Source organism: Ligilactobacillus sp. UO.C109 (genome assembly GCF_026847815.1).
Lineage (GTDB): Bacteria > Bacillota > Bacilli > Lactobacillales > Lactobacillaceae > Ligilactobacillus > Ligilactobacillus salivarius.
This window is the reverse complement of record NZ_JAPSFH010000005.1, coordinates 18,511-41,110: the sequence shown is the minus strand read 5'-3', so window position 1 is coordinate 41,110 and position 22,600 is coordinate 18,511. Positions and strand designations below refer to the sequence as shown.

The window sequence follows — 22,600 nt, the reverse complement described above, 5'->3', positions numbered from 1 at the left end:
GATAACTATGATTTATGGAAATGGAATAGATATACAAGAAATAAGGAAAATTCAAAAAGCGCAAGAGAAGCGTGAGAGTTTTGCTAAACGTATACTAACTGTAAATGAGTTAGCTATATTTGAAAAATATAAAGGAAATCGAAAGTATGAATTTTTAGCCGGTCGTTTTTCTGCTAAAGAAGCATTTAGTAAGGCATATGGAACTGGAATTGGAAAAAAGGTTGGTTTTCAAGATATTGAGATTTTAAATGATAGTCAAACTGGAAGACCAGAAATTGTAAAATTCCCTGGAGATAATAAATTGCAAGCCAGGATTTCGATTTCTCACTCTGGTGAATATGTAGTTACAGAAGTAATATTAGAAAAATTAACATGGCAGACTAAGATGAAAAAATTCTTAATTAAGCAAAAGTAAGAGAGAAGAAGTGTAGGAATGGTAATTGGAAGACATCGCAATACGCGTGCTATAATTAGCCTAGAAGCAATTAAGCATAATGTAGCAACCCAAATTTCAAAATTAAAGGATGGTCAATCTTTATTTGCAGTAGTTAAAGCCAATGCTTATGGGCACGGAATGATTCCTGTAGCCAAAGCTGCTAAAGAAGCAGGAGCTAACGGCTTTTGTGTGGCTATTATTGATGAGGGAATAGCTTTACGAGAAAGTGGAATAAAAGATCCGATTTTGATCTTAGGTGTAAATCCAGCGAGTGAAGCAGTTTGTATGGCTAAACATGATTTATCTGTGGCTGTAGGGACTTTAGAATTTTTGACTGAAGCTCAAAAGCTACTTCAAGAAGAAAAACAAAGCTTAAAGATCCACCTAGCATTAGACACAGGTATGGGAAGAATTGGCTTTAGAAATACTGAAGATTTGAAAGAAGCTGTTGATTTTATTGAAAAACATTCTGATCAATTAAAGTGTGAAGGAGTATTTACACATTTTTCAACTGCTGATAGTAAGGACCCAGCATATTTTGAAAAGCAATCTCAAAAGTTTGATGAGTTAGTGGGAGTATTGAAAAAGAAACCAAAATATATTCATCAAGCTAACTCAGCTACAGCTCTATGGCATCCAAATTTTGAAGGAAATCTAGTAAGAATGGGAATTTCAATGTATGGATTAAATCCTTCTGGCGATGTGATTGATGAAACTTGGAATTTAGAGCCAGCATTAAGTTTGGAAAGTGAATTAGTAGCAGTTAAAGAAGTAGAAGCTGGTTCATCCATTGGTTATGGTGCTACCTATACTAGTTCTCAATCAGAATGGATTGGAACTGTGCCAATTGGTTATGCTGATGGTTGGTTAAGAAGAATGCAAGGTTTTAAAGTTTTGATTGATGGTCAATATTGTGAAATTGTCGGTAGAGTTTGTATGGATCAATTTATGGTTAGACTACCTAAAAAGTATGATCTTGGTACAAAAGTAACTTTAATTGGAGAAAATAATGGTAAAGTTATTACAGCTCAAGATGTGGCTAACTATGCCGATACAATTCATTATGAAATTATGTGTAATATAACGGAGAGAGTTCCAAGAATTTACAAGTAGTAGGTAAAAGAATATCTTAATTATAATGTAAGGCGAGGTAATTTTTATGATTAAGAAAAGTGTAAAAGCTATTATTAAAGATAAGAATTTTGTAGAATATTGTAGTTTTTATTCTGTTGACAGCAATGAAGTTGTAAATGATGATAGTTTGATGAATCACATCCAAGAAAACCAGACTAGCTTGGAACAACTGATAGCTGGTTATATGGAAATGGGAGCTTTAAATCAAGAAATTTGTGGTGAATTTTGGAATTGTGAGTGTTCTTCAGATCATGCAGATGAGTTAAAAGAATAGAGTGGAGTCGATGATATGAGTGATTTTGAGGTGAAACGTGGGGATATCTTTTTTGCTGATTTATCACCTGTAGTTGGTTCGGAACAAGGGGGAGTTAGGCCAGTATTAATTATTCAAAATAATATTGGTAATAAATTTAGTCCTACAGTAATAATTGCTGCAATAACTTCAAAAATCTCAAAGCCAAAAATGCCTACACATATAGGATTAGTTGCTAAAGAGGTTGGTTTGGAAAAAGATTCAGTAGTATTACTAGAACAGTTACGAACGATTGATAAGCAAAGATTAAAAGATAAAGTAACACATATAGATGAAAAATTAATGCAGAGAGTCAATAACGCACTGAAAATCAGTGTGGGGTTGGCCTCTATACATAAAAAATGAGGATGATTAATCTTTTATGGTTAATCATCCTCTTATTTATTTTAAAAGAAATTAAGTTGTTCAGGTGGTTTTGGTCCCAAATTATCAAAAGTAATATTTAGGAATTCTTGTAATTTTAAGGCATTAGGAGCAGCATCTTTACCAGAATTATTATTAAAAATTACACAAATTTCTTTAGTGTCGCTCTGTAATTTTTGAATTACTTGTTTAAGTTCCAACAACTCATCATCAGAATAGCGATACAATGTACGTTTGGCACGCCAATTTTTTCCGGGATTTTCCCAACCTTCAATGTTACGCCCATGTAATCTGAAAAATGTTAGATTAGGATTAGTTATAACTGGGAGAAAAGGAACCGAAGAGTCTAGACGAGATGGTTCATCAGCAATAACTAAAGTAAAACCTAATTCTCGACAAAAATTAACTAATTTTTTAGTATCGTTATACCAACTTTTATGTCTAAATTCCAGAGAAATAGAAATATTTGGCAATTTCTGCCTTAAATAACGTAAATAATTAGTACTTTTCTTGTTTAAAGTAAAGTACGGCGGAAATTGAAATAGTACAGTTTTTAATTGATTTTTGTCTATTAAAGGTTGTAAACTCTCCAGAAAATTATGAAAAGTTAAATTAATGTGCTGAATATCACTTTGTTCATGTAAGGTTAGAACTTTGTTAGCTTTGACAACAAATTGAAAAGATTCAGGAACTTGAGCCTGCCAATTTTCAACAGTGGAAATTCTAGGAATGCCATAGAAAAATGTATCTAATTCTACTGTTGGAAAGTAAGCAGAATATTCGGAAAGTGTAACCGGACGATCTTCATTGTGAATCAAAGCAGGATGTTCATTCCAAGTTGTTAGACCTAATGTTATCAAATAATCACATTCTTTACTTAATTATTATTAAATAGACTAGCCAATTTAGCAGCCATTTCAGGATCAAGATTATCAGCGAAAGTACTGCTACTTTCTTCTTTTTCTTGCTTCTCTAGTTTTTTATTGATTTCAAATTGGTGTTTTAAAGCATCAATTACAGCTTGTTCTCCCGTTTCAACAGGATTGAATTCTAAGGTACCACCAGCTGAGTCTGAATGACCACCGCCATTAAAGTATTTTTCAGAGAAGGAAGCAACATCTAACTTACCGTTACTACGTAAGGAAATACTGCGATTGTCTATTACTAGTGCGGCATCGACTGGATGATTCTTTAATAAAGCATGAGCAATTTCAGACTTATAATCACTAGCATAAACAATTCCAAAACTGTGGCCATCAAGTTCAAAGGTAAGCACACTTTTGAGGTGTTTATCTAAATAACGTTGTCTTCTACCATTCAAGGTATTAATCAAAAGACTGTTGTTTTGACGATATTGTTCCCAACTAGTTCCAAAGACTTCAGTGACAAACATTTCTGAACGACTTAATGGATAGAACCAGAATAATTGGTTTAATTCATCAGCAGCTAAACGTGTAGCACTGTCCATGTTAGGATCATTTTTCCAATCCCATGTATCATAAGCACGGATAAGTTCTACTAAGTAACGTAAGTCATTTTGACGTTTACTAGGAATATTACTGAAATTAACATTTTGACTTACCCAATCCCAGACTAAACTTGTTGCACTAGGATTAATATCTGTATTAGTAGGTGTAATACAGTTTTGACGATATTTTTGGCGAAGTTTTTCTTCACTCTCATGGTGATCAAAAATTAACCAATGATTTGGAAAATGTTGTTCAAGTTGTTGGAATGAGTAGTCACTATCAGGTGTCATGTCAGCGATGAAAACATCGGTATATTGGTGTAATGAAGGTTGACGAAACCAGTAAGATAACTCTCTATCTAAATTTCCAGCTGAACAAGTGGTTAAGTCAAAGGTAGCATTTTTAAATAAGTATGGTTGAAGTGTTTTAAGTAAAACTGGTGCACCAAAACCATCTAAATCATTGTGTGAAAATATTTTAATATGTTGTTTGTTTGCCAAAGTAAGTTTCCCCCTAAATTAAGATACCATTACAGTGATCTATTTCGTGTTGGATAATCTGTGCATTAAAGCCTTCAAAAGTAGCATGAACTTTTTGAAAAGATTGGTTCAAGTAGCTAACTTCAATCTTATTAAAACGAGTGGTTTCACGTTCACCAGTTAAAGAAAGACAACCCTCAGAAGTAGAATATTTTTGAGATTTTTTAGTTATGACTGGATTAATCATAGCAACAATTAAAGGACCGAATTGACACGCAATAATACATTTATTTTTACCAATCATGTTAGCGGCCATGCCAACACAATGATCACGATGATAGGTTAAAGTATCAACTAAATCTTGAACGATTGCTATATCATTTTTTGAAGCAGGTGTACTTTTTTTAGAAAGAATTTTAACATCGTGATTTATATCTCTTATCATGAGTAAACCCCATTTCTAGCGTATTTCTATTTTATTATAGCAAAAGTTGGGTTATATTGGTTAAAGAAAAGTAAACGGCATATAAGAGGTTAGACGTGATGGAAGAAGAATATATTCAAAATTTGAAAAACTATTTAGTCGAATTCGATAAATTACCAATAGCTAAAAAGAAAATAACTGCTTTACTTGAAGCGGATAACTGTTATAAGAAAGGTAATATTCCAACTAAATCGTTACCTAATTTAGAATTTACGGAAACAGAGATTTTAGAACATTTAACAGAATTCCCAAATATTATGGAACTAGAGAGCCATTTACTAGATTTTAGAGAATATATAATTGAAGAATATGGAATCTGGCATATATATTCGCAAGAGTGGTTACAAGATTTAAAAGCTTTTTTGGCGGATGAACAAACGTTAATGATTATGGCTGGAAATGCAGTGTTAGGGAAGTTTTTGAAAAATATTATTTGTACTGACAATTTAGATTGGCGTCATCAAGACAACGAACGTCCTAATCCTTGGACTAAGATAGAACAATTGGACGCTTTAGAGGCAGTAAAGAAGTATTTAAATAATGTTTCCAATATTATTATAGAATGGTGTCCAGATAGTACTGACATAGACATGCAAATTTTGCATTATTTACGTCAAAAAAAATGGAAAGGCAATTTGATTGTAGTTGGAGAAAAATTAGGTGCTACAAACTCGAAAGCATTTTGGAAAGAGGCTCATCTTGAAAGATCAGTTGACTTGAATCGACATCATAAGTCATTTGATTTTATCAAAGATCAAGTCTATTTAGCTAAATAATAAAATCCCTTATATTATGGAAAAATGCCATGATATAAGGGATTTTAAGCTAGGAATGGAAAAGTAATTGTATCAAAAGAAACAGTATCTAAGTCGATAATACTTGCTTCACCGTCAATATGAATAGGCTGATGAGAGTTGATAGTTATTTTAAACTCTTTACCATATTGATGATGCCAATTTTTACTATTACTAGGATTTTTTAATGGTAAGATTGTACGAAGAAAATTAATTAAAAAGCCTAATTTAGTACTTTTCTCTAAAATAATTGCATCGATACTTTGGTTAAAAACACTAGCTTCAGGAACTAATTTAACTCCACCGCCAAAGAAAGGGTGATTAGTTATTGTACATAAAAAAGTTTTTTTATATTTTTGGACAGAAGTCCCATTATTTTTAAATAATGTGGGAAAAAATTTTTGAATAATAAGTGCTTTTAAGAAAAAAGATGCATATACTAAAGCTCCTAAATGAACTTTATTCAATAACATTTTTAATTTAGAATGGTTGGCTGAATAAACAATTCTAGCATCGAAACCAATACCAACATTATTTAAAAAGTAGCATTCTATATCGTTTATTTTAACTTTTCCAACACAAATATTTTTAATAGTGGCTTGATGGTGAATATATTCCCAAGCTTTGAGAGGATTGGAAGGAAGTGAAATTGCTCTAGCAAAATCATTTCCAGAACCACAGGCAATGTAGCTTAAAGGATTTTGTAGATGACAATCAATTAAAATATTTAGAATTTCATTAATTGTTCCATCTCCACCAAGTACAACAATTATTTGATTAGGATCAAGAGAGTTTAAAATCATTTCTTGATTTGATTTTTGATCTGGAAAAGTGTATTTATGGATATAAGAAATGTTTTGTTCTTGTAATGTATTCCTTATTTTTTTCCATGCTGCTAGTCCACGACCATTGCCAGCGATAGGATTGATAATAAAGAAATATTTTTTTTCAATCATATTTTCCTCCAAATACACATAAAGCTATTATATAGTAAAAAATTTAATTGGACTAGAAAAAATATAGTATAACCAAAAGAAAATTTAGTCTTTTTCCAATACTAAAAATCATATCTATGATAATATAAACATAGAAATATAAAGGAAGGAAGCGTTTAATATGACAGAAAAAATTTTCACTTTAGACGAGTTAAAGAATTATGATGGTAAGGAAGGTCGCAAAGCATATATTGCAGTTGATGGTGTTGTTTATGATGTTACTAACGTTGCTGCTTGGCAAGGTGGGACTCATCATGGAAATAATGCTGGAAATGATGTTTCAGATAGAATCGTCAAAGCACCACATGGTAAGTCAACATTAGAAAAATTAGAAGTTGTAGGAAAATTAGGATAGTAAAAAAGCATCTACTTATTAATCTAGTTATGATTAATAAAGCAGATGCTTTTTACTTGAAAAAAATATCAAATACATTATTTTTATATTGATTTTTAAGCTTATAATAGCGATAACGTAATTTGGAGTCTTGTAAAATATCCTTCTTTTGAACTTTACCAGAAATTATATCTCTAAATAAACGACAATTTTTTTCATCTAAAGAGTGAAGAAATGCTTGAATAGCTTCTTTCACCAGAATATTCTTATCAGGAGCGTGATTTTTATAATCAGAACCAATGACGACTTCTTTTAAGTTAGAAGACAATTGTTCGTAGGAGGTTGATTCCTTTTCGGATTTACGCTTATAGGCATGTTCTAGTCGGTAGAGGGAATTATATTTATTGCGAAGATTAATCTGAAAATAATATCCAAAAGTAATATTAGATGGCAACCTATACCGTAAGGCTGAAGAATAACAAACAATTTTAGCTTCTTGAATTAAATCGTCTCGTTCGTAAAAAGTAAAATGATAACTATTTATTAATTTAAAAACAAGGGGAGTATATTTTTGAAATAGTTTGTTAAAATTATCATCGCTAGGTTGTTCTTTGAAGTTCTCTAAAAGAATATTATCTAAATTTAAATTCACGCCACATCCTCCTTTAGAGAAGAATATAGCATATATCAAAATATAATGATGTATATTTTTTTACATAATTATATGTTAGTATCTTCTATTTCATCTAAAGCTGATGTAATATCGCTAAAAGAAAATCCTTGCTTAAAAAGAGCTTGTTGAATCTTAAATTTTCTCTTCTTAATATCTAAATTATCATAACGTGACCAAAGTTTATTAGCTTTTTCCAATAAAATTTCACGTTCTGTATCATCATCAAAAATTAAATCTAACTCTTGAATGATTGTATCAATAATATCATATGGAAATCCCTTTGTTAGTAATGATTGTTTGATTTTATTTTGTTTATTACGATATGAATCATGACTATAGCGATTAGCTAGTTTTTCAGCTAAAGTGACACCTTTTTCTACTTGTAACTTGTCAGTGTAAAGAATTAAAGCATCTTCAGCTATATTATCATCAATCCCTTTTTTTGAAAGATTAAGTTTAATAACTTTAGGTCCTTTATCAGAAGTATTCATCATAGTTCTAACATAACTTTCAGCGTAATTTTTATCATTAATTAAATCCAGATCAATAAGCTTGTTGATAATTTCAGGAATATAATCTTCATGAATATCAAGAGAGCGTAATTTATCTTCGACTTCTTTTCTAGTACGGAGTTGATAGGATAAATAATTTAAAGCAGCATTATAGCCCTTAGAAATGTCATCAGCTAATTTAATTTCTTCTATTAAATTTTCGTCAAGTTCTTGTCCTTTATGTAAACGATACTTAATTAGGACACTTTCACTAACTGGAAATGCATACTTATCATTAATATAAATATTGAAACGTCCAGCTTTCTTTTGAGTTTGAATCATCGTTATTTTTTTTACCACACAATCGACCTTCCTAAATCAACTAATATTTACTGTTAACATGGTATAATAAATCAGAGAAAAATTCGAGAGGTTAAGATTATTCATGCAAAAGGTAAAGAATGATATAAAAATAAAAGTTGGACAGAAGTTTCCTTTAACAATTAAAAGACTAGGAATAAATGGTGAAGGAATTGGATATTTTAAGCGTAAGATAACATTTGTGCCTCAAGCACTTCCTGGTGAAGTAATTTTGGCTGAAGTAACTAAAGTTCACCCTAAGTATTTAAATGCGAAAATAAAGAAAATTAGAAAAGCAAGTCCTGATAGGGTAGAACCTGTTGATAATTATGATGTTGGTGGGATAGAGCTTGAACATTTAGCATACAGCAAGCAGTTAGAATTTAAGACAGATGTTATTCGTCAATCTTTAGAAAAATTCAAACCAACTAATTATGAAAATATGGAATTACGGCCAACCTTAGGGATGGAAGTACCTTATGAGTATCGAAATAAAGCCCAATTTCAAGTAAGAAAAGTTAAGGGAAATAAGGTAATTGCCGGATTATACAAACCTAATAGCCATATCTTAGTAGATTTACCAACTTTTAAAACTCAAATGCCATTAACAATGGAAATAATGAGAAAGATAGTTAAGCTATTAGAAAAATGGAATATTTCAATTTATGATGAAAGAAGAAATTCTGGAATCTTAAAAACGGTTGTAATCAGACAAACGCTAAAGACAGAACAAGTTCAAGTAGTATTTGTAACGGCAAGAAATAATTGTGCTAACTTAAATCAGGTTGTAAACGAAATTATGTCAGCATATCCACAAATCGTATCAGTCATGCAAAATATTAATCCAAGCCGTTCTTCCTTGGTTTGGGGTGAAGAAACCTTTAAGTTAGCTGGAACGGATAGATTACTAGAACAATTAGGAGACATAAAATTTGAACTATCTGCACGATCATTTTTCCAATTAAATCCTAGTCAAACTGAAGTATTATATACAGAAGTGAAAAAGGCATTGGATTTAAAAGAAGATGAAACACTAGTAGATGCATACTGTGGGGTAGGAACAATTGGTTTATTTGTTTCACCAGACGCCAAAGAAGTAAGAGGAATGGATATTATTCCTGAAGCAATAGAAGATGCTAAGAAAAATGCAGAATTATCAGGTAGAAAGAATATTCATTACGAAGTAGGGAAGGCAGAAGATCTTTTTGCCAAATGGACTAAAAATAATTTTGTGCCAGATGCTTTGGTAGTTGATCCTCCAAGAACTGGACTGGATGATAAGATGATAGAGACTATTTTAAAGTATCGTCCCAATAAATTTGTATATGTTTCATGTAATCCGTCAACTTTAGCTAGAGATTTAGTGAAGTTGGTCAAAATATATAATGTTGAGTACATTCAATCAGTAGATATGTTTCCACAAACGGCAAGAGTAGAAGCCGTTGTTAAATTGAGTAAAAAGTAATTAAATAATATACATTTTTTGTAAATTAATTAGCTCTTTTTGTGTATTTAGAGAAATATCTGGTATAATATCAATGAATATCGGTGTAATTTACATTCGTGTTTATGAAGAAGCGGAGGATTTTCTTATGATGAATATATCTGGTCCGCGAGAGGGCGATTTCATAACTATTAAAAGTTATAAGCATGACGGTAGTTTACATCGAACGTGGCGAGATACAATGGTACTTAAAACCAGTGAGAATGCGTTAATTGGTTGCAATGACCATACTTTAGTAACAGAATCTGACGGAAGAAGATGGATTACAAGAGAACCAGCTTTAGTTTATTTTCATAAACATTATTGGTTTAATATTGTGACAATGATTCGTGAGAACGGAGTATCATATTATTGTAATTTAGCCTCACCTGCTGTATTAGATAAAGAGGCTTTGAAGTATATTGACTATGATTTAGATGTCAAAGTCTTTCCTAATGGTGAAAAACGTTTGCTAGATGTCGATGAATATGAGGATCATGGAAATAAGTGGCATTATTCGGCAGACATTGATAAGATTTTGAAACATAACGTTAGGGTTTTAGTTGATTGGATAAATAATGGTAAAGGTCCATTTTCAAAAGAATATGTTGAAATTTGGTATAACCGTTATTTAGAATTGTCGCGTCAACAGTGAATTACCGCTGTAATGTAATATATTCTAAGGAGTAAAAAGAGGTTGCGATGTTATATCACAGCCTCTCTCTTATTTAGCAATAGTTTTTTGAGGAGGTTTCTATGCCTAATAAAAAGAATTTGATGTTTTGGTCGTTAGAAATTTTGATTGTTGCAACATTAATTTGGGTTTGTATGAAGATAAATTTTGTTTTTCAACCAGTAGCAGCATTCTTTTCAACCTTATTTATTCCGGTAATCATATCAGGATTTTTGTATTACATGCTACTACCATTAGTGAAGTTACTAATGAAGGTTAAGATTGGGAAATTTAAAATTAATCGAACTGGAGCAGTCGCCATTGTTTTTATAGCAGTGTTTGCGATTATTGCGATGTCAATTGCTTTCCTCTTACCCAAAATTATTGTGCAGGTAGAAAATTTAATTACAAAATCTCCAACCTATGTTTCTCAGTTGGAGAAGAATTTCCAACATTTTTTGAAATATGATAGTCGAAGTAGTTGGTTGAAAGATATTGATTTGCAATCTTACTTAAACCGTTTTGAAGGATCCGGTAGTGAGATGATAGCTAAATTTATGAAGTCATTAACTAACAGTTTAGGAAGTATTATCTCCGCAATAACTAATATCACAGTTACAGTTTTAACTGTTCCATTTATGTTATTTTATATGTTAAAAGATGGTTATAAATTAATGCCTAGTATTTTAAAGTTTGTACCGCGTAAACGTACTGCTCAAGTTGAAGCAATGTTACAAGATATGAGCAATACTTTATCAAAATATATTAGTGGACAAGCAATTGAATGTATTTTTGTTGGTATTTGTACAGCTATTGGTTATGGACTTGCCGGTGTACCTTATGCCTTATTGACAGGAATATTTGCTGGGGCAACTAATATTATTCCATATATCGGTCCTTATATTGGATTAGTTCCAGCTTTGATCCTATCCTTAACTGATTCTTTTAACACTGCAGTAATGGCAATAATAGTCTGCATTATCGTACAGCAAATTGATGGTAATCTGATATATCCAAATGTTATCGGAAAATCAGTCGATATCCATCCTCTAACAATTATCTTATTGTTGTTGGTAGCTGGAAAAATTGCTGGGTTACTAGGTATTATCTTATGTATACCATTTTATGCAATCATCAAGGTAATTGTTAAACATGTAAGGGAAGTTATTATTTTAGAGAATGAATCCTCAGATGAAGTAAAAATTGAAAAATAATTAAAATATTAAGATTTATCTGAAACTATTAATGATTAGTGATAACATATAAGAGTAGAACTCTAAAAAGTAAGGATGAGCGAGATGACAGAAAAAATTGCAGTTCTTGGTGCTGGATCTTGGGGAAGTATCTTGGCTGGTGTTTTAGATGAAAATAAAAACGAAGTATGGTTGTGGACTAATAAAGAATCACAAGCCAAAGAATTAAATGAAAACCATACTAATGAACATTACATACCAGGACACAAGTATTCAGAAACAATTAAGGCTACAACAAATCTTAAAGAGGCAGTTGATGGAGCTTCAGCAGTTTTATTCGTAGTACCTACTAAAGTAATAAGACTAGTTGCTCAACAATTAGTTGAAGTTTTAAAAGAACTAGGACAAAAGCCATTAATTATTCATGCAAGTAAAGGGCTTGAATTAGGTTCTCACAAACGAATTTCTGAAGTAATAGAAGAAGAAATTCCAAGTGAATATCGTAAAGATGTAGTAGTCTTATCTGGACCAAGTCATGCTGAAGAAGTAGCACGTAAAGATATTACTTTAATTACGGCAGCTTGTAAAAACTTAGATTCAGCTAAGAAGGTACAATCTTTATTTATGAATGATTATTTAAGAATTTATACAAATAAAGATGTAATAGGTGTTGAGACAGGAGCAGCATTTAAAAATGTTATTGCGATTGGTGCAGGTGCTTTGCATGGTTTAGGTTATGGTGATGACGCTAAAGCCGCTTTAATGACACGTGGTTTGGCTGAAATTAGTAGATTAGGTGTTGCTTTTGGTGCTGATCCACTAACATTTATCGGTTTATCAGGTGTAGGTGATCTAATCGTTACATGTACTAGTGTTCATTCAAGAAACTGGCGTGCAGGTAATCAACTAGGTAAGGGTAAGGCACTTGATGAAGTTATTCAAGATATGGGTATGGTTATTGAAGGTATCAATACTTGTAAAGCAGCCTATGAATTAGCTCAACAAAAAAATATTGAAATGCCAATTACTGAAGCTATCTATAATGTTCTTTATAATGGTAAAGATATTAAAGATGAAATTAGTTTATTGATGCAACGCGAAGGAAAAGAAGAAATTAAATAATTATTTTTTGAGGTAGTCTAATTGAGGCTACCTTTTTTATATAAGTTAACGATAAAAAACTAGAGTATTTTAATAATCAAAAATTACAGGTATAATGATAATAGTTATTATTAAAATAAAAGGTGAGTAGTGGACATGGAAAAGATAAGTATAAAGTATTTAACTAAAAAAAGTCCGCTTTTAAGCGATAAGAATAAAAAATCAGAAAATAATTTTTGGTCTTTACGAGGGATCACTTTTAGCGTAACTGAAGGCGAAGCGATAGGTTTGATTGGGAGGAATGGTTCTGGAAAAGCCTTGTTACTAAAAATATTAGCAGGGCTAGAAGAACCTACTACAGGATTTATATCAACAAAGTCCCATATATATTTAGCATCAATGACAAATTCTATTAATTTTCAGTTAACAGGACTTGAAAATATAAAAAAACAAGTAGACCAAGCATACGATGATGAAATTGAAGCTGATCATGTAGTTAAGGCGATTATTGATTTTACTGAAATCGGGCAATGGGTATATCGACCAGTATCAGAATACTCAACAGGAATGTTGTCTAGACTAGCATTATCGATAGCTTTATTTAACAAACCTGAAGTAGTTTTGTTGGATGAAGTATTTGCATCGTTAGAAAGAGCATTCTTTGAAAAAGTTATTCGAAAAATTCAAGATTTAAAAGATCATGGAGTATCTTTTATTATTACAGCTACGACTGGTTTAGTATTAGAAACTCTATGTGAACGTTCGATGTGGTTAGACTTTGGTGAGGTAAAAGAATTAGGTCCTACTCAAATTGTAATGAGTAAATTCCAGTATCAAAATGATTGGTATAATGGTCTAACATTACCTGAAAAAAATAAATACTTAAAAGAAAAGCAAATAGAACAAGAAAATTTTGATATTACTAAAGTGTATAATGAGTTCAAAGTTGAACAATTTGAGCATGGATATACTAGACGCGATGAACCTAGAATGAAAAAAGCATTTTATCACAATCATCGCCAAGACCCAGTAATATCTGAAGCAGAGAAAGAAGTAAAAAATAACAATCTGAATAAGAATGTTAAAGGACATAAAAAGAAAAAAGGTAATAAGGGATTAGTTAGAGTTGTAGGTGTTGTACTAGTTCTAATCTTATTACTAGGTGTAGGTAAGGTGCTGCATTCACACCATGAAACAAAAAACAGACAAGTGGAATCTAGTAAAAAAGTTGAAGCTAAGAAACGCTATAGCAAATCAGTATCTATCTCTAAAGCTGAGGAAGCAAGCAAGCAAAGTAAGATTGAGAGTTCAAAGAAAGAGCAAAGTTTAGCAGAAAGTAAACGCGCAAGTGAAGCAGCAGCCTCAAGTGTTGCCGCTGCAAGTGAAAGTGCTAGAAAAGCTAGTGAGAGTGCTGCCAGTGAAAGTAAAGCTTCTATGTTATCAAACTCACAGGAAGTGACAGTTAATGATGGTGATACTTTAGCAACGTTAGCTAGCCAATATGGAACGACGGCACAAGCTATTCAAGATTTGAATGATATGGGGACAAGTAACTCATTAACGGCTGGGCAAACTATTAGAGTTCCAAATAGTAATTAGAAATATAAGGGGTAGGTGTTGAAACCTGCTCTTTTCTTATGTAGTATAGAAAATGGTATTTGAAAAGAATTAATTAGAGAGGTTTAAAATGGATAAAAAACAATTAGAAGAATCAGTTAATAATCGTCGTACATTTGCGATTATTTCTCACCCGGATGCTGGTAAGACTACGATAACTGAACAATTATTACTTTTTGGTGGAGTTGTAAGAAAAGCAGGAACTGTTAAAGCTAAAAAAAGTGGAAATTTTGCTAAGTCTGACTGGATGGAAATTGAAAAGAAACGTGGAATTTCTGTAACAAGTTCGGTAATGCAATTTGACTATGCTGGGAAAAGAGTCAACATTCTTGATACACCTGGGCACGAAGATTTTTCCGAAGATACATATCGTACTTTGATGGCGGTTGACTCAGCTGTCATGGTTATTGACTCAGCTAAGGGTATTGAACCACAAACAAAGAAATTATTCCAAGTTTGTCGTATGAGAGGTATTCCAATTTTTACTTTTATTAATAAATTGGACCGCGATGGTAGAGAACCATTAGATTTAACAGCAGAATTGGAAGATGTTTTGGGAATTGAATCTTATGCTATGAACTGGCCAATTGGTATGGGTAAAGGTTTGAAGGGGTTATATGACATTTATAATCATCGCATTGAATTGTACCGTTCTGAAGATGAAGGTCAAGCCTTTTTAGAATTAGACGATAATGGTGAAATAAAAGGAGATAACCCATTAAAAGATGAAAGTATCTACAAACAAGTTTTAGAAGAAATAGAACTTATTGAAGGTGCAGGTAGTGAATTTGATGAAGAAAAAATCGCTAAAGGTGAATTGACACCAGTATTTTTCGGATCTGCACTGACAAACTTTGGTGTTAAGACATTCTTAGATGCATACTTAAAATACGCTCCAAAGCCTGCAGCGCATAAAACAGAAGATGGTTCAGAAGTAGAGCCAGATAGAAAAGATTTCTCTGGATTTATCTTCAAGATTCAAGCTAATATGAATCCAAACCATCGTGATCGCATTGCTTTTGTTAGAATTTGTTCTGGTGAATTTGATAGAGGTATGGATGTGTTCCTAGAAAGAACAGGCAAAAAACTAAGATTATCTAATTCAACTCAGTTTATGGCTGATACACGTGAAACATTGGAAACAGCTGTTGCTGGGGATATTATTGGTTTATATGATACTGGTAACTTTCAAATTGGTGATTCAATTTATACAGGTAAAAAAGCTGTTAAATTCGAAAAATTGCCACAATTTACACCAGAATTATTTATGCGTGTAACTGCTAAAAATGTTATGAAACAAAAATCTTTTCATAAAGGAATTCAACAATTAGTACAAGAAGGAGCTGTTCAGCTCTACCAAAGTTACAGTACTGGAGATTATATTTTAGGTGCTGTAGGACAACTTCAATTTGAAGTGTTCCAATTTAGAATGGCAAATGAATATAACTCTGAAGTTGTTATGACTCCAATGGGACATAAGATTGCACGTTGGATTGATCCAGAACAATTAGATGAAAAGATGTCTAGTTCACGAAATCTTCTAGTTAAGGATAGAACTGGTATGCCATTATTCTTATTCGAAAATGAATTCGCTGAAAGATGGTTTATGGATAAATATCCAGATGTTAAATTAACAGCTAAATTATAATAATAACTAAGTCATTAGAAAAATTTCTAATGGCTTTTTATTTTTATAAAGACAAAGACACTTTCTAAGTAAATTTTTATTAAATTTACTAATATTTTAGTAAAAAGTAATTGGTTATATAAAATTTATAAGTTATAATCAATAATGTAAGCATTTTCTTAGAAAGGTTGATATTAATGGAAAATACAAAAGCAAAGTTAAGTTGGCTAGAGAAACCCGATATTTTTGCAATAAATCGTTTGGAGGCTTATTCAAGTCATAAATTTTATGCTAGTCAAGAAGAATATCAAAATAAGGAAACAAGTTTAAAACAAAGTTTAAATGGATTATGGAAATTTTCTTATGCACAAAATCCAGACTTGAGAGTAAAAAAATTCTATAAAGAAGATTTTAACGATAGTGGGTTTGATACGATAAAGGTTCCTGGTCACATTCAAACTCAGGGATATGATCATTTGCAGTATATCAATACACAATATCCATGGGATGGATTAGATGAATTACGACCACCATATATTTCAAGAAAATATAATCCAGTTGGAAGCTATGTTAAAACATTTACAGTAGATAAATCTTTAAAAAATAAGCGCATCTTTATCTCGTTTCAGGGTGTTGAAACGGCGATGTATCTTTGGTTAAATGGAAAATTTATTGGCTATAGTGAAGATTCATTTACGCCTCATGACTTTGAACTTACTGACTTCATTAGGGAAGATTCAGAAAATAGGTTAGCAGTTGAAGTATATAAACGTTCATCAGCAAGTTGGATAGAAGATCAAGATATGTTCAGATTTTCTGGAATTTTCCGAGATGTATTCCTTTATGCAATTCCAGAAGTTCATGTGCGTGATATATTTGCGAAAACTACTTTAGATGATAGCTATAAGGATGGAATTTTGCTATTAGATACTAAGTTAGAAGGAAATCTAGAAAATACAGAAATTAATGTAGAGTTATATGATGAAGATCAAGTAGTCTGGTCTCAAAAAGAAAAAGCACGCGAGAAAACATTTATAGATATAAAACTGGAAAATATAAAAAAATGGAGTGCTGAAACGCCTTATCTCTACGATTTGAAGATTACATTGGTAAAGAATGGAGAAGTAATTGAAGTAGCAACTCAAAAAATAGGTTTCCGTAGATTTGAAATGAAAGATGGAATCATGCTAATCAATGGGAAGCGAATTATTTTTAAAGGGGTTAACCGTCATGAATTTGACTATCTCCATGGCAGAGCAATTTCTGAAGATGTAATGCTACATGATATTAAGTTTTTTAAACAAAACAATATTAATGCTGTAAGAACTTCACATTATCCTAATCAAACACGATGGTATGAACTATGTGATGAATACGGTATTTATGTTATTGATGAAACTAACTTAGAAAGTCATGGTTCATGGCAAAAATTGGGTGAATGTGAACCATCTTGGAATGTGCCTGGAAGCAAAGAAGAATGGTTAGATAATGTCTTAGATAGGGCAAATTCAATGTTTCAGCGTGATAAGAATCATGCATCTGTAATTATATGGTCATGTGGTAATGAATCCTATGCTGGTGATGATATCGTAAAAATGCATGATTTCTTCCATAAAGTAGATGATTCACGTTTAGTACATTATGAAGATGTAACTTGGAATCGTGATTTTGAGGAAGCAACTGACATGGAAAGTAGAATGTACGCTAAACCTCAAGAAATTGAAGAGTATTTGCAAGGAAATCCTTCAAAACCATATATATCTTGTGAATATATGCATTCAATGGGAAATTCCACAGGTGGTATGAAGTTATATACAGATTTAGAAGATAAATATCCACAATATCAAGGTGGTTTCATATGGGACTATGTTGATCAAGCAATGTTAAAAACTGATGACTTTGGCGAAAAAGTTTTAGGTTATGGTGGAGATTTTGATGAGAGGGCAACTGATTATGAATTTTCTGGAGACGGTATTGTTTTTGCAGATCGTACACCGTCTCCTAAAGCTGCTGAAGTTAAGCAATTGTATGCTAATGTTAAAGTGAAAGTTACTGAAGAAGGAGTAATTATAAAGAATGACAATCTCTTCATTGACACAAGTGCGTATATTTTTGAAACTATTGTAAAACGTGATGGTCAAAAAATATGGCAGAAAGATTATTCATTTAACGTTTTACCACAAACAAAACAAGAAGAAGTCATTGATTGGCCAAACATTGAAAAAATCCCAGGAGAATATATTTTTGAAGTAAATGTTTGTCTAAAAGAGAGCGTTGCTTGGGCAAATGAAAGACATGAATTATCATTCGGACAGTTAGTAACTAAAGTATCGTCTAAGGATAATGAAATAGTATCTGGGAAATTAAATGTTGTGCATGGTGATGTTAATATTGGTATAAATGGTGATGGGTTTAGTGTGCTACTTTCTAGAGCTGAAGGTGGAATAGTATCTTTGGCTTATAATGGTAAAGAGTATATTACACGTACACCTAAAACAACATTTTGGAGAGCGATGACTGATAATGATCGTGGTGTTAAGCATGGTTTCGATCGTGGGGTATGGTTGCAAGCAGGTTTATATCAAAAATTAGTTGATGTTAATGTAAAGGAAGAATTAAGTGAGATAACTGTTTCATTTAAATGGAAATTGCCATTAGCTAAAGAAGTATATAACGTAATAAGTTATACAGTTACACCAGATGGAAAAGTAAAAGTAACTGCTAAATATTTTGGAGTTGACGGACTACCATCATTACCTGCATATGGTTATGAGTTAAAATTAAAACGTAAATACAATCAGTATAAATTCTACGGCTTAGGTCCAGATGAAAACTATATCGATCGAGATAATGGAGTAAAACTAGGCATATACGAAGGTGATGCTGATACTAATTTAGCTCCATATTTAGTACCACAAGAAACAGGGAATCATCGTGGCACTAGATGGTTGGAAGTAACTGATGTATATGGAGAAGGGTTAAGATTTGTGGCAAACGGTGATACTTTCGAAAGTTCAGTACTTCCATATAGCGAATATGAAATAGAACAAGCGATGCATCAAGAAGAATTGAGTAATCCTCATTATACTTGGGTAAGATTATTAGCTGCTCAAATGGGTGTAGGTGGAGATGATTCTTGGGGTGCACCTGTACAAAAACAATTTTGGATTCCATCAAATAAAGATTTGACAGTATCATTTACAATTGAACCAACAATTTAACAAAATAGAGTCTCGTATTTCTTATGAAGTATGAGACTTTTTTGATACAAAAAAACAGGTGGTAAATATTATGATGTCACCAAAATAACTTTAGTAAAAATTAATAAAAAATATCCTGAAAAATTTACTAAATATTATTGACTTAATCGTTGAAATCGTTTACCATAAAGTTGTAAAAAATAGTAAAGGGGATTTCGTTATATGGAAATAAGAAATTCACAAAGTAAAAGTGAGAAGATTACTTCTCGTATTGCATATACCTTTGGTGCCTTTGGTAACGATGTGTTTTATGCAGCGATGTCTACATATTTAATTAATTTCATTACATCTCATTTGTTTGATACAGGAGATAAAACGTTAAATAACCATTTAGTTAGTGCTGTTACATTGATTATCATGGTTTTACGTATTGTTGAATTATTAATTGATCCATTTATTGGTAACGCTATCGACCGTACCAAGACTCGCTGGGGACACTTTCGTCCTTGGGTAGTAATTGGTGGTACTGTTTCATCAATTGCTTTATTGGCATTATTCTCAAATATGGGTGGTTTAACTAAAACACATCCATGGTTATATTTAGTAATTTTTGCATTTCTTTATATTGCAATGGATATATTCTATTCATTTAAAGACGTTGGTTTTTGGTCTATGTTGCCAGCGCTATCATTTGATTCAAGAGAACGTGAAAAGACAGCTACCTTTGCTCGTATCGGTTCTTCAATCGGTGGTTCATTAGTTGGTGTTGTTGTTATGCCTCTTGTATTATTCTTCTCCCTTCAAAGTAATGGAGGAACAGGTGATGATAGAGGTTGGTTCTGGTTTGGCTTTATTGTAGCTGCAGTTGCTTTTGTAACAGCATTAGCAGTTGGTATTGGAACACGTGAAGTTGACAATAAATTACGTGAAAACAAAGAAGATACAGCTGGTGTAAGTGCAGTTTTCAAAATGTTAGTTAAGAATGATCAATTAATGTGGGTAGCTTTGGCTTACTTACTATATGGTGTAGGAATTAACTTAGTAAATGCTCTAGAACTTTACTACTTCCAATATATTATGGGGGATCCAAAAGGTTTCAGTTTACTACAATTTATAAACATGTTTGTAGGTATTTTTGCTGTAAGTGCCTTTCCTAAATTAGCAGATAAATTAAATCGTAAGCCATTATTTATTTGGTGTTTAGTAACTATGTTAATTGGAATCGGTTTATTCACTGTCGCTGGCAAGAGCTTATTACTTGTATTGATTGCCGCTGAATTATTCTACATTCCTCAACCAATTGTTTTCTTAGTTGTTTTAATGATTATTACTGACTCTGTTGAATATGGTCAATGGAAGTTAGGGCATCGTGACGAATCACTTGCTTTATCAGTTCGTCCTTTAGTTGATAAGTTCGGTGGAGCTGTTTCTAACGGTGTTGTAGGACAAATTGCTGTTTTAGCAGGAATGACTACTGGTGCAACTGCTGCTTCTATCACTATGCATCAACAAATGGTCTTCAAATTTATGATGTTTGGTGTTCCAGCAATCTTCATTTTAATTGGGATGTTTGTTTTCTGGAAGAAGATTACTTTAACTGAAGAACGACATGCAGAAATCGTTGCAGAACTTGAAAAGACTTGGGGCGATCAATTTGATCAATCTAATGCAGAAAACGATAAGTTAATTAAGTCTGACGAATTAACTGCAATGGTTCCAGTAGCAGGTAAAGTTATTGCTATGAAAGATGTACCTGATGAAGTATTTTCAACGGGTAAGATGGGACAAGGTATTGCAATTAAACCTACAGATGGTAAAGTATATGCCCCATTTGATGCTGAAGTTAAGACAGTCTTTGCAACTCGTCACGCTATTGGTTTGGTTTCTGATAACGGAATTCCAGTTCTAATTCACGTAGGTATTGGTACTGTTTCTATGAAGGGTACAGGTTTTGTAACATATGTCAGAGAAGGACAACATGTCAAGAAAGGGCAACAAATTCTTGAATTCTGGGATCCAGCAATTAAGAAAGCTGGCTTAGATGATACAGTATTAATGACCTTTACACATTCGGATTTATTTAAAGAATTTGATGTGAAAGTACCAGTTGGTTCAGAAGTTGTTAATACAAATACAGCTATTGAAATAAAGAAATAGAGATTAATTAAAAAGTATGAGCTCGATTGAACTCATACTTTTTTTGTGAAGATAAATAATTAATTGATAGTGCTATCTCTAAGAACTAGTTTTGTTCCTAAGGTAACTTTTTTTGCAACGCTAAATGGATGAGCGATGTAATCCAATAGTAAGTTAACGGCTTCAACGCCCATTTCTTCAGTAAATACTTTAATACTACTTAATGATGGGTAAACATATTTAGTAATAGAGGTATCGTTAAAAGAAATGATACTTACTCGATCAGGAATAGAAATCTTTTCTTCTTGAAGTGCTCTAACTGCGCCGATAGCAATAGCATCATTAGCAGCAAAGAATGCTTCTGGAAGATTGTCGCCTAACTCTACGATAGCTTTTTTCATCATTTTATATCCAGATTCAGGATTAAAACTTCCAACATATACATTTTGATGGTTATAAAGATTTAAACGACTAAGATAATCTTTGAATATGGTAAAACGTAGATCAATCAAAGTTTGAGAATTATCCGAGGTATGTTCCTCGCCTGCTAATAATCCAATATTTTTTTGACCTTTTTCTAAGAAGTGATCTAAAACAGTGATAACGGAATTTTGGAAATCAGTTACGACACAACTAAAACCGTTGCTTAAGGAATCACTGTCAACAAAGATTAAATTAGCATTTAGATTATCAAGTTGTTGTATTTCATTAGTACTATATTTTCCAATTGCAATGATCCCATCGACATTTTGGATTGCATCTAAAGGATCATCATGGAAAATACGCACAACTTCATATCCCAATTCTTGAGCTCTTTTTTCGATTCCTAGACGAATTGAATAGTAGTACAAGTCTGTTAATTCTTGGGCTTCAGTATACCATTGTACAATTGCTATCTTATTTAAATGTTCTTCTTTATTCTTTTTTTTATGTTTAGAATAATTTAACTTTTCAGCAGTTTTAAAAATTCTTCTTTTAGTCTCATCACCAACAGATAACGATTCATCATAATTTAAAACACGAGAGACGGTTGCTGGTGAAACGCCTGCAAGTTTGGCGATATCTTTAATAGTAGCCATATAACCCCATCTTTCTAAGTAACTTCAATATATATTGTATCATAGATTGATATAATAATAAATTTTTCTCATATTTTTAGTAAATTTTATTGAAAAGTTTACTAAAAAGTACTACAATAAAATTGTTAATAAAACGTTTTCTTTATACGAGATAACGAGGAGGATT

The 22,600-nt window shown here is 32.0% G+C and carries 21 protein-coding genes; 14 read left to right on the top strand and 7 right to left on the bottom strand.

The annotated features are described in order from the left end of the window. Positions 1 to 7: 7 nt before the first annotated feature. Genes acpS through OZJ21_RS01380 form a run of 4 tightly spaced genes read left to right on the top strand, consistent with a single transcriptional unit; the run spans position 8 to position 2,228 of the window. Positions 8 to 415, top strand: coding sequence for a holo-ACP synthase (acpS, locus tag OZJ21_RS01395; RefSeq protein ID WP_134354725.1), 408 nt, complete (start codon positions 8 to 10; stop codon positions 413 to 415). An 18-nt stretch (positions 416 to 433) separates the two neighbouring features. Then, entirely contained in the window at positions 434 to 1,549 is a 1,116-nt protein-coding gene (gene alr, locus OZJ21_RS01390; RefSeq protein WP_003699584.1) for an alanine racemase, read from the top strand. Between the two features lie 46 nt (positions 1,550 to 1,595). After that, entirely contained in the window at positions 1,596 to 1,844 is a 249-nt protein-coding gene (locus tag OZJ21_RS01385; protein ID WP_003699582.1) for a hypothetical protein, read from the top strand. Between the two features lie 15 nt (positions 1,845 to 1,859). Next, positions 1,860 to 2,228 carry a type II toxin-antitoxin system PemK/MazF family toxin gene (locus tag OZJ21_RS01380; protein WP_003699581.1) on the top strand — a complete coding sequence of 123 codons (369 nt, stop codon included), beginning with the start codon at positions 1,860 to 1,862 and terminating at the stop codon, positions 2,226 to 2,228. Between the two features lie 41 nt (positions 2,229 to 2,269). Here the strand turns inward: OZJ21_RS01380 and OZJ21_RS01375 are convergent, their stop codons facing one another. Genes OZJ21_RS01375 through OZJ21_RS01365 form a run of 3 tightly spaced genes read right to left on the bottom strand, consistent with a single transcriptional unit; the run spans position 2,270 to position 4,639 of the window. After that, positions 2,270 to 3,106: a DUF72 domain-containing protein gene (locus OZJ21_RS01375; RefSeq protein ID WP_047035271.1), complete on the bottom strand. Its 837-nt coding sequence runs from the start codon at positions 3,104 to 3,106 to the stop codon at positions 2,270 to 2,272. A gap of 17 nt (positions 3,107 to 3,123) precedes the next feature. Continuing rightward, positions 3,124 to 4,215: a hypothetical protein gene (locus tag OZJ21_RS01370; protein WP_003699578.1), complete on the bottom strand. Its 1,092-nt coding sequence runs from the start codon at positions 4,213 to 4,215 to the stop codon at positions 3,124 to 3,126. Between the two features lie 13 nt (positions 4,216 to 4,228). Next, positions 4,229 to 4,639 (bottom strand): peptide deformylase, encoded by a 411-nt coding sequence (locus tag OZJ21_RS01365; protein WP_003705736.1) that lies wholly within the window; start codon positions 4,637 to 4,639, stop codon positions 4,229 to 4,231. Positions 4,640 to 4,737: 98 nt separating this feature from the next. On the opposite strand from OZJ21_RS01365, the gene OZJ21_RS01360 reads away from it, so the two are divergent. Continuing rightward, complete coding sequence (locus OZJ21_RS01360; RefSeq protein WP_081533707.1) at positions 4,738 to 5,454, top strand: SAM-dependent methyltransferase; 717 nt, start codon at positions 4,738 to 4,740, stop codon at positions 5,452 to 5,454. Positions 5,455 to 5,498: 44 nt separating this feature from the next. On the opposite strand, the gene OZJ21_RS01355 is transcribed toward OZJ21_RS01360, so the two are convergent. Further along, on the bottom strand, positions 5,499 to 6,428 hold the full coding sequence (locus OZJ21_RS01355) for a diacylglycerol/lipid kinase family protein (RefSeq protein WP_268857314.1): 930 nt from the start codon (positions 6,426 to 6,428) through the stop codon (positions 5,499 to 5,501). Between the two features lie 160 nt (positions 6,429 to 6,588). Between OZJ21_RS01355 and OZJ21_RS01350 the strand changes: the two genes are divergently transcribed. Beyond that, complete coding sequence (locus tag OZJ21_RS01350) at positions 6,589 to 6,822, top strand: cytochrome b5 domain-containing protein (protein ID WP_003705741.1); 234 nt, start codon at positions 6,589 to 6,591, stop codon at positions 6,820 to 6,822. 52 nt (positions 6,823 to 6,874) lie between these two features. Here OZJ21_RS01350 and OZJ21_RS01345 read toward each other — a convergent pair whose 3' ends face one another. Both OZJ21_RS01345 and recX read right to left on the bottom strand, forming a co-directional pair. Then, the gene (locus tag OZJ21_RS01345) at positions 6,875 to 7,453 is read right to left on the bottom strand and encodes a sigma-70 family RNA polymerase sigma factor (RefSeq protein WP_003705743.1); all 579 of its coding nucleotides are present in this window, start codon (positions 7,451 to 7,453) and stop codon (positions 6,875 to 6,877) included. A gap of 68 nt (positions 7,454 to 7,521) precedes the next feature. Next, entirely contained in the window at positions 7,522 to 8,325 is an 804-nt protein-coding gene (recX, locus tag OZJ21_RS01340) for a recombination regulator RecX (RefSeq protein WP_081530251.1), read from the bottom strand. 85 nt (positions 8,326 to 8,410) lie between these two features. Here recX and rlmD point away from each other — a divergent pair, with 85 nt between their 5' ends. From rlmD to OZJ21_RS01300, 8 genes are all read left to right on the top strand, one after another. Then, entirely contained in the window at positions 8,411 to 9,790 is a 1,380-nt protein-coding gene (gene rlmD / locus OZJ21_RS01335) for a 23S rRNA (uracil(1939)-C(5))-methyltransferase RlmD (RefSeq protein WP_003699549.1), read from the top strand. Positions 9,791 to 9,917: 127 nt separating this feature from the next. Then, complete coding sequence (ntdP, locus tag OZJ21_RS01330) at positions 9,918 to 10,463, top strand: nucleoside tri-diphosphate phosphatase (RefSeq protein WP_003710725.1); 546 nt, start codon at positions 9,918 to 9,920, stop codon at positions 10,461 to 10,463. 101 nt (positions 10,464 to 10,564) lie between these two features. Continuing rightward, positions 10,565 to 11,695, top strand: a complete 1,131-nt coding sequence (locus OZJ21_RS01325) for an AI-2E family transporter (RefSeq protein WP_003699547.1) — start codon at positions 10,565 to 10,567, stop codon at positions 11,693 to 11,695. Between the two features lie 84 nt (positions 11,696 to 11,779). Continuing rightward, positions 11,780 to 12,796 carry an NAD(P)H-dependent glycerol-3-phosphate dehydrogenase gene (locus tag OZJ21_RS01320; protein ID WP_178847825.1) on the top strand — a complete coding sequence of 339 codons (1,017 nt, stop codon included), beginning with the start codon at positions 11,780 to 11,782 and terminating at the stop codon, positions 12,794 to 12,796. Between the two features lie 135 nt (positions 12,797 to 12,931). Next, positions 12,932 to 14,374 carry an ATP-binding cassette domain-containing protein gene (locus OZJ21_RS01315; RefSeq protein WP_087367707.1) on the top strand — a complete coding sequence of 481 codons (1,443 nt, stop codon included), beginning with the start codon at positions 12,932 to 12,934 and terminating at the stop codon, positions 14,372 to 14,374. A gap of 88 nt (positions 14,375 to 14,462) precedes the next feature. Continuing rightward, positions 14,463 to 16,040, top strand: a complete 1,578-nt coding sequence (locus OZJ21_RS01310) for a peptide chain release factor 3 (protein WP_268857313.1) — start codon at positions 14,463 to 14,465, stop codon at positions 16,038 to 16,040. Positions 16,041 to 16,216: 176 nt separating this feature from the next. Beyond that, positions 16,217 to 19,240, top strand: coding sequence for a glycoside hydrolase family 2 TIM barrel-domain containing protein (locus OZJ21_RS01305; protein WP_268857312.1), 3,024 nt, complete (start codon positions 16,217 to 16,219; stop codon positions 19,238 to 19,240). Between the two features lie 201 nt (positions 19,241 to 19,441). Then, a complete protein-coding gene (locus OZJ21_RS01300; RefSeq protein ID WP_003705755.1) occupies positions 19,442 to 21,376 on the top strand; it encodes a PTS sugar transporter subunit IIA in 1,935 nt (644 codons plus the stop codon). A 59-nt stretch (positions 21,377 to 21,435) separates the two neighbouring features. Here the strand turns inward: OZJ21_RS01300 and OZJ21_RS01295 are convergent, their stop codons facing one another. Beyond that, complete coding sequence (locus OZJ21_RS01295; protein WP_014568197.1) at positions 21,436 to 22,434, bottom strand: LacI family DNA-binding transcriptional regulator; 999 nt, start codon at positions 22,432 to 22,434, stop codon at positions 21,436 to 21,438. Positions 22,435 to 22,600 lie beyond the last annotated feature (166 nt).

Bases quoted from the DNA above. Each gene is read 5' to 3' on its own strand.
- acpS (WP_134354725.1), top strand. From the start codon at position 8: ATGATTTATGGAAATGGAATAGATATACAAGAAATAAGGAAAATTCAA.
- alr (WP_003699584.1), top strand. From the start codon at position 434: ATGGTAATTGGAAGACATCGCAATACGCGTGCTATAATTAGCCTAGAA.
- OZJ21_RS01385 (WP_003699582.1), top strand. From the start codon at position 1,596: ATGATTAAGAAAAGTGTAAAAGCTATTATTAAAGATAAGAATTTTGTA.
- OZJ21_RS01380 (WP_003699581.1), top strand. From the start codon at position 1,860: ATGAGTGATTTTGAGGTGAAACGTGGGGATATCTTTTTTGCTGATTTA.
- OZJ21_RS01365 (WP_003705736.1), bottom strand. From the start codon at position 4,639: ATGATAAGAGATATAAATCACGATGTTAAAATTCTTTCTAAAAAAAGT.
- OZJ21_RS01360 (WP_081533707.1), top strand. From the start codon at position 4,738: ATGGAAGAAGAATATATTCAAAATTTGAAAAACTATTTAGTCGAATTC.
- OZJ21_RS01355 (WP_268857314.1), bottom strand. From the start codon at position 6,428: ATGATTGAAAAAAAATATTTCTTTATTATCAATCCTATCGCTGGCAAT.
- OZJ21_RS01350 (WP_003705741.1), top strand. From the start codon at position 6,589: ATGACAGAAAAAATTTTCACTTTAGACGAGTTAAAGAATTATGATGGT.
- rlmD (WP_003699549.1), top strand. From the start codon at position 8,411: ATGCAAAAGGTAAAGAATGATATAAAAATAAAAGTTGGACAGAAGTTT.
- ntdP (WP_003710725.1), top strand. From the start codon at position 9,918: ATGATGAATATATCTGGTCCGCGAGAGGGCGATTTCATAACTATTAAA.
- OZJ21_RS01325 (WP_003699547.1), top strand. From the start codon at position 10,565: ATGCCTAATAAAAAGAATTTGATGTTTTGGTCGTTAGAAATTTTGATT.
- OZJ21_RS01320 (WP_178847825.1), top strand. From the start codon at position 11,780: ATGACAGAAAAAATTGCAGTTCTTGGTGCTGGATCTTGGGGAAGTATC.
- OZJ21_RS01315 (WP_087367707.1), top strand. From the start codon at position 12,932: ATGGAAAAGATAAGTATAAAGTATTTAACTAAAAAAAGTCCGCTTTTA.
- OZJ21_RS01310 (WP_268857313.1), top strand. From the start codon at position 14,463: ATGGATAAAAAACAATTAGAAGAATCAGTTAATAATCGTCGTACATTT.
- OZJ21_RS01305 (WP_268857312.1), top strand. From the start codon at position 16,217: ATGGAAAATACAAAAGCAAAGTTAAGTTGGCTAGAGAAACCCGATATT.
- OZJ21_RS01300 (WP_003705755.1), top strand. From the start codon at position 19,442: ATGGAAATAAGAAATTCACAAAGTAAAAGTGAGAAGATTACTTCTCGT.
- OZJ21_RS01295 (WP_014568197.1), bottom strand. From the start codon at position 22,434: ATGGCTACTATTAAAGATATCGCCAAACTTGCAGGCGTTTCACCAGCA.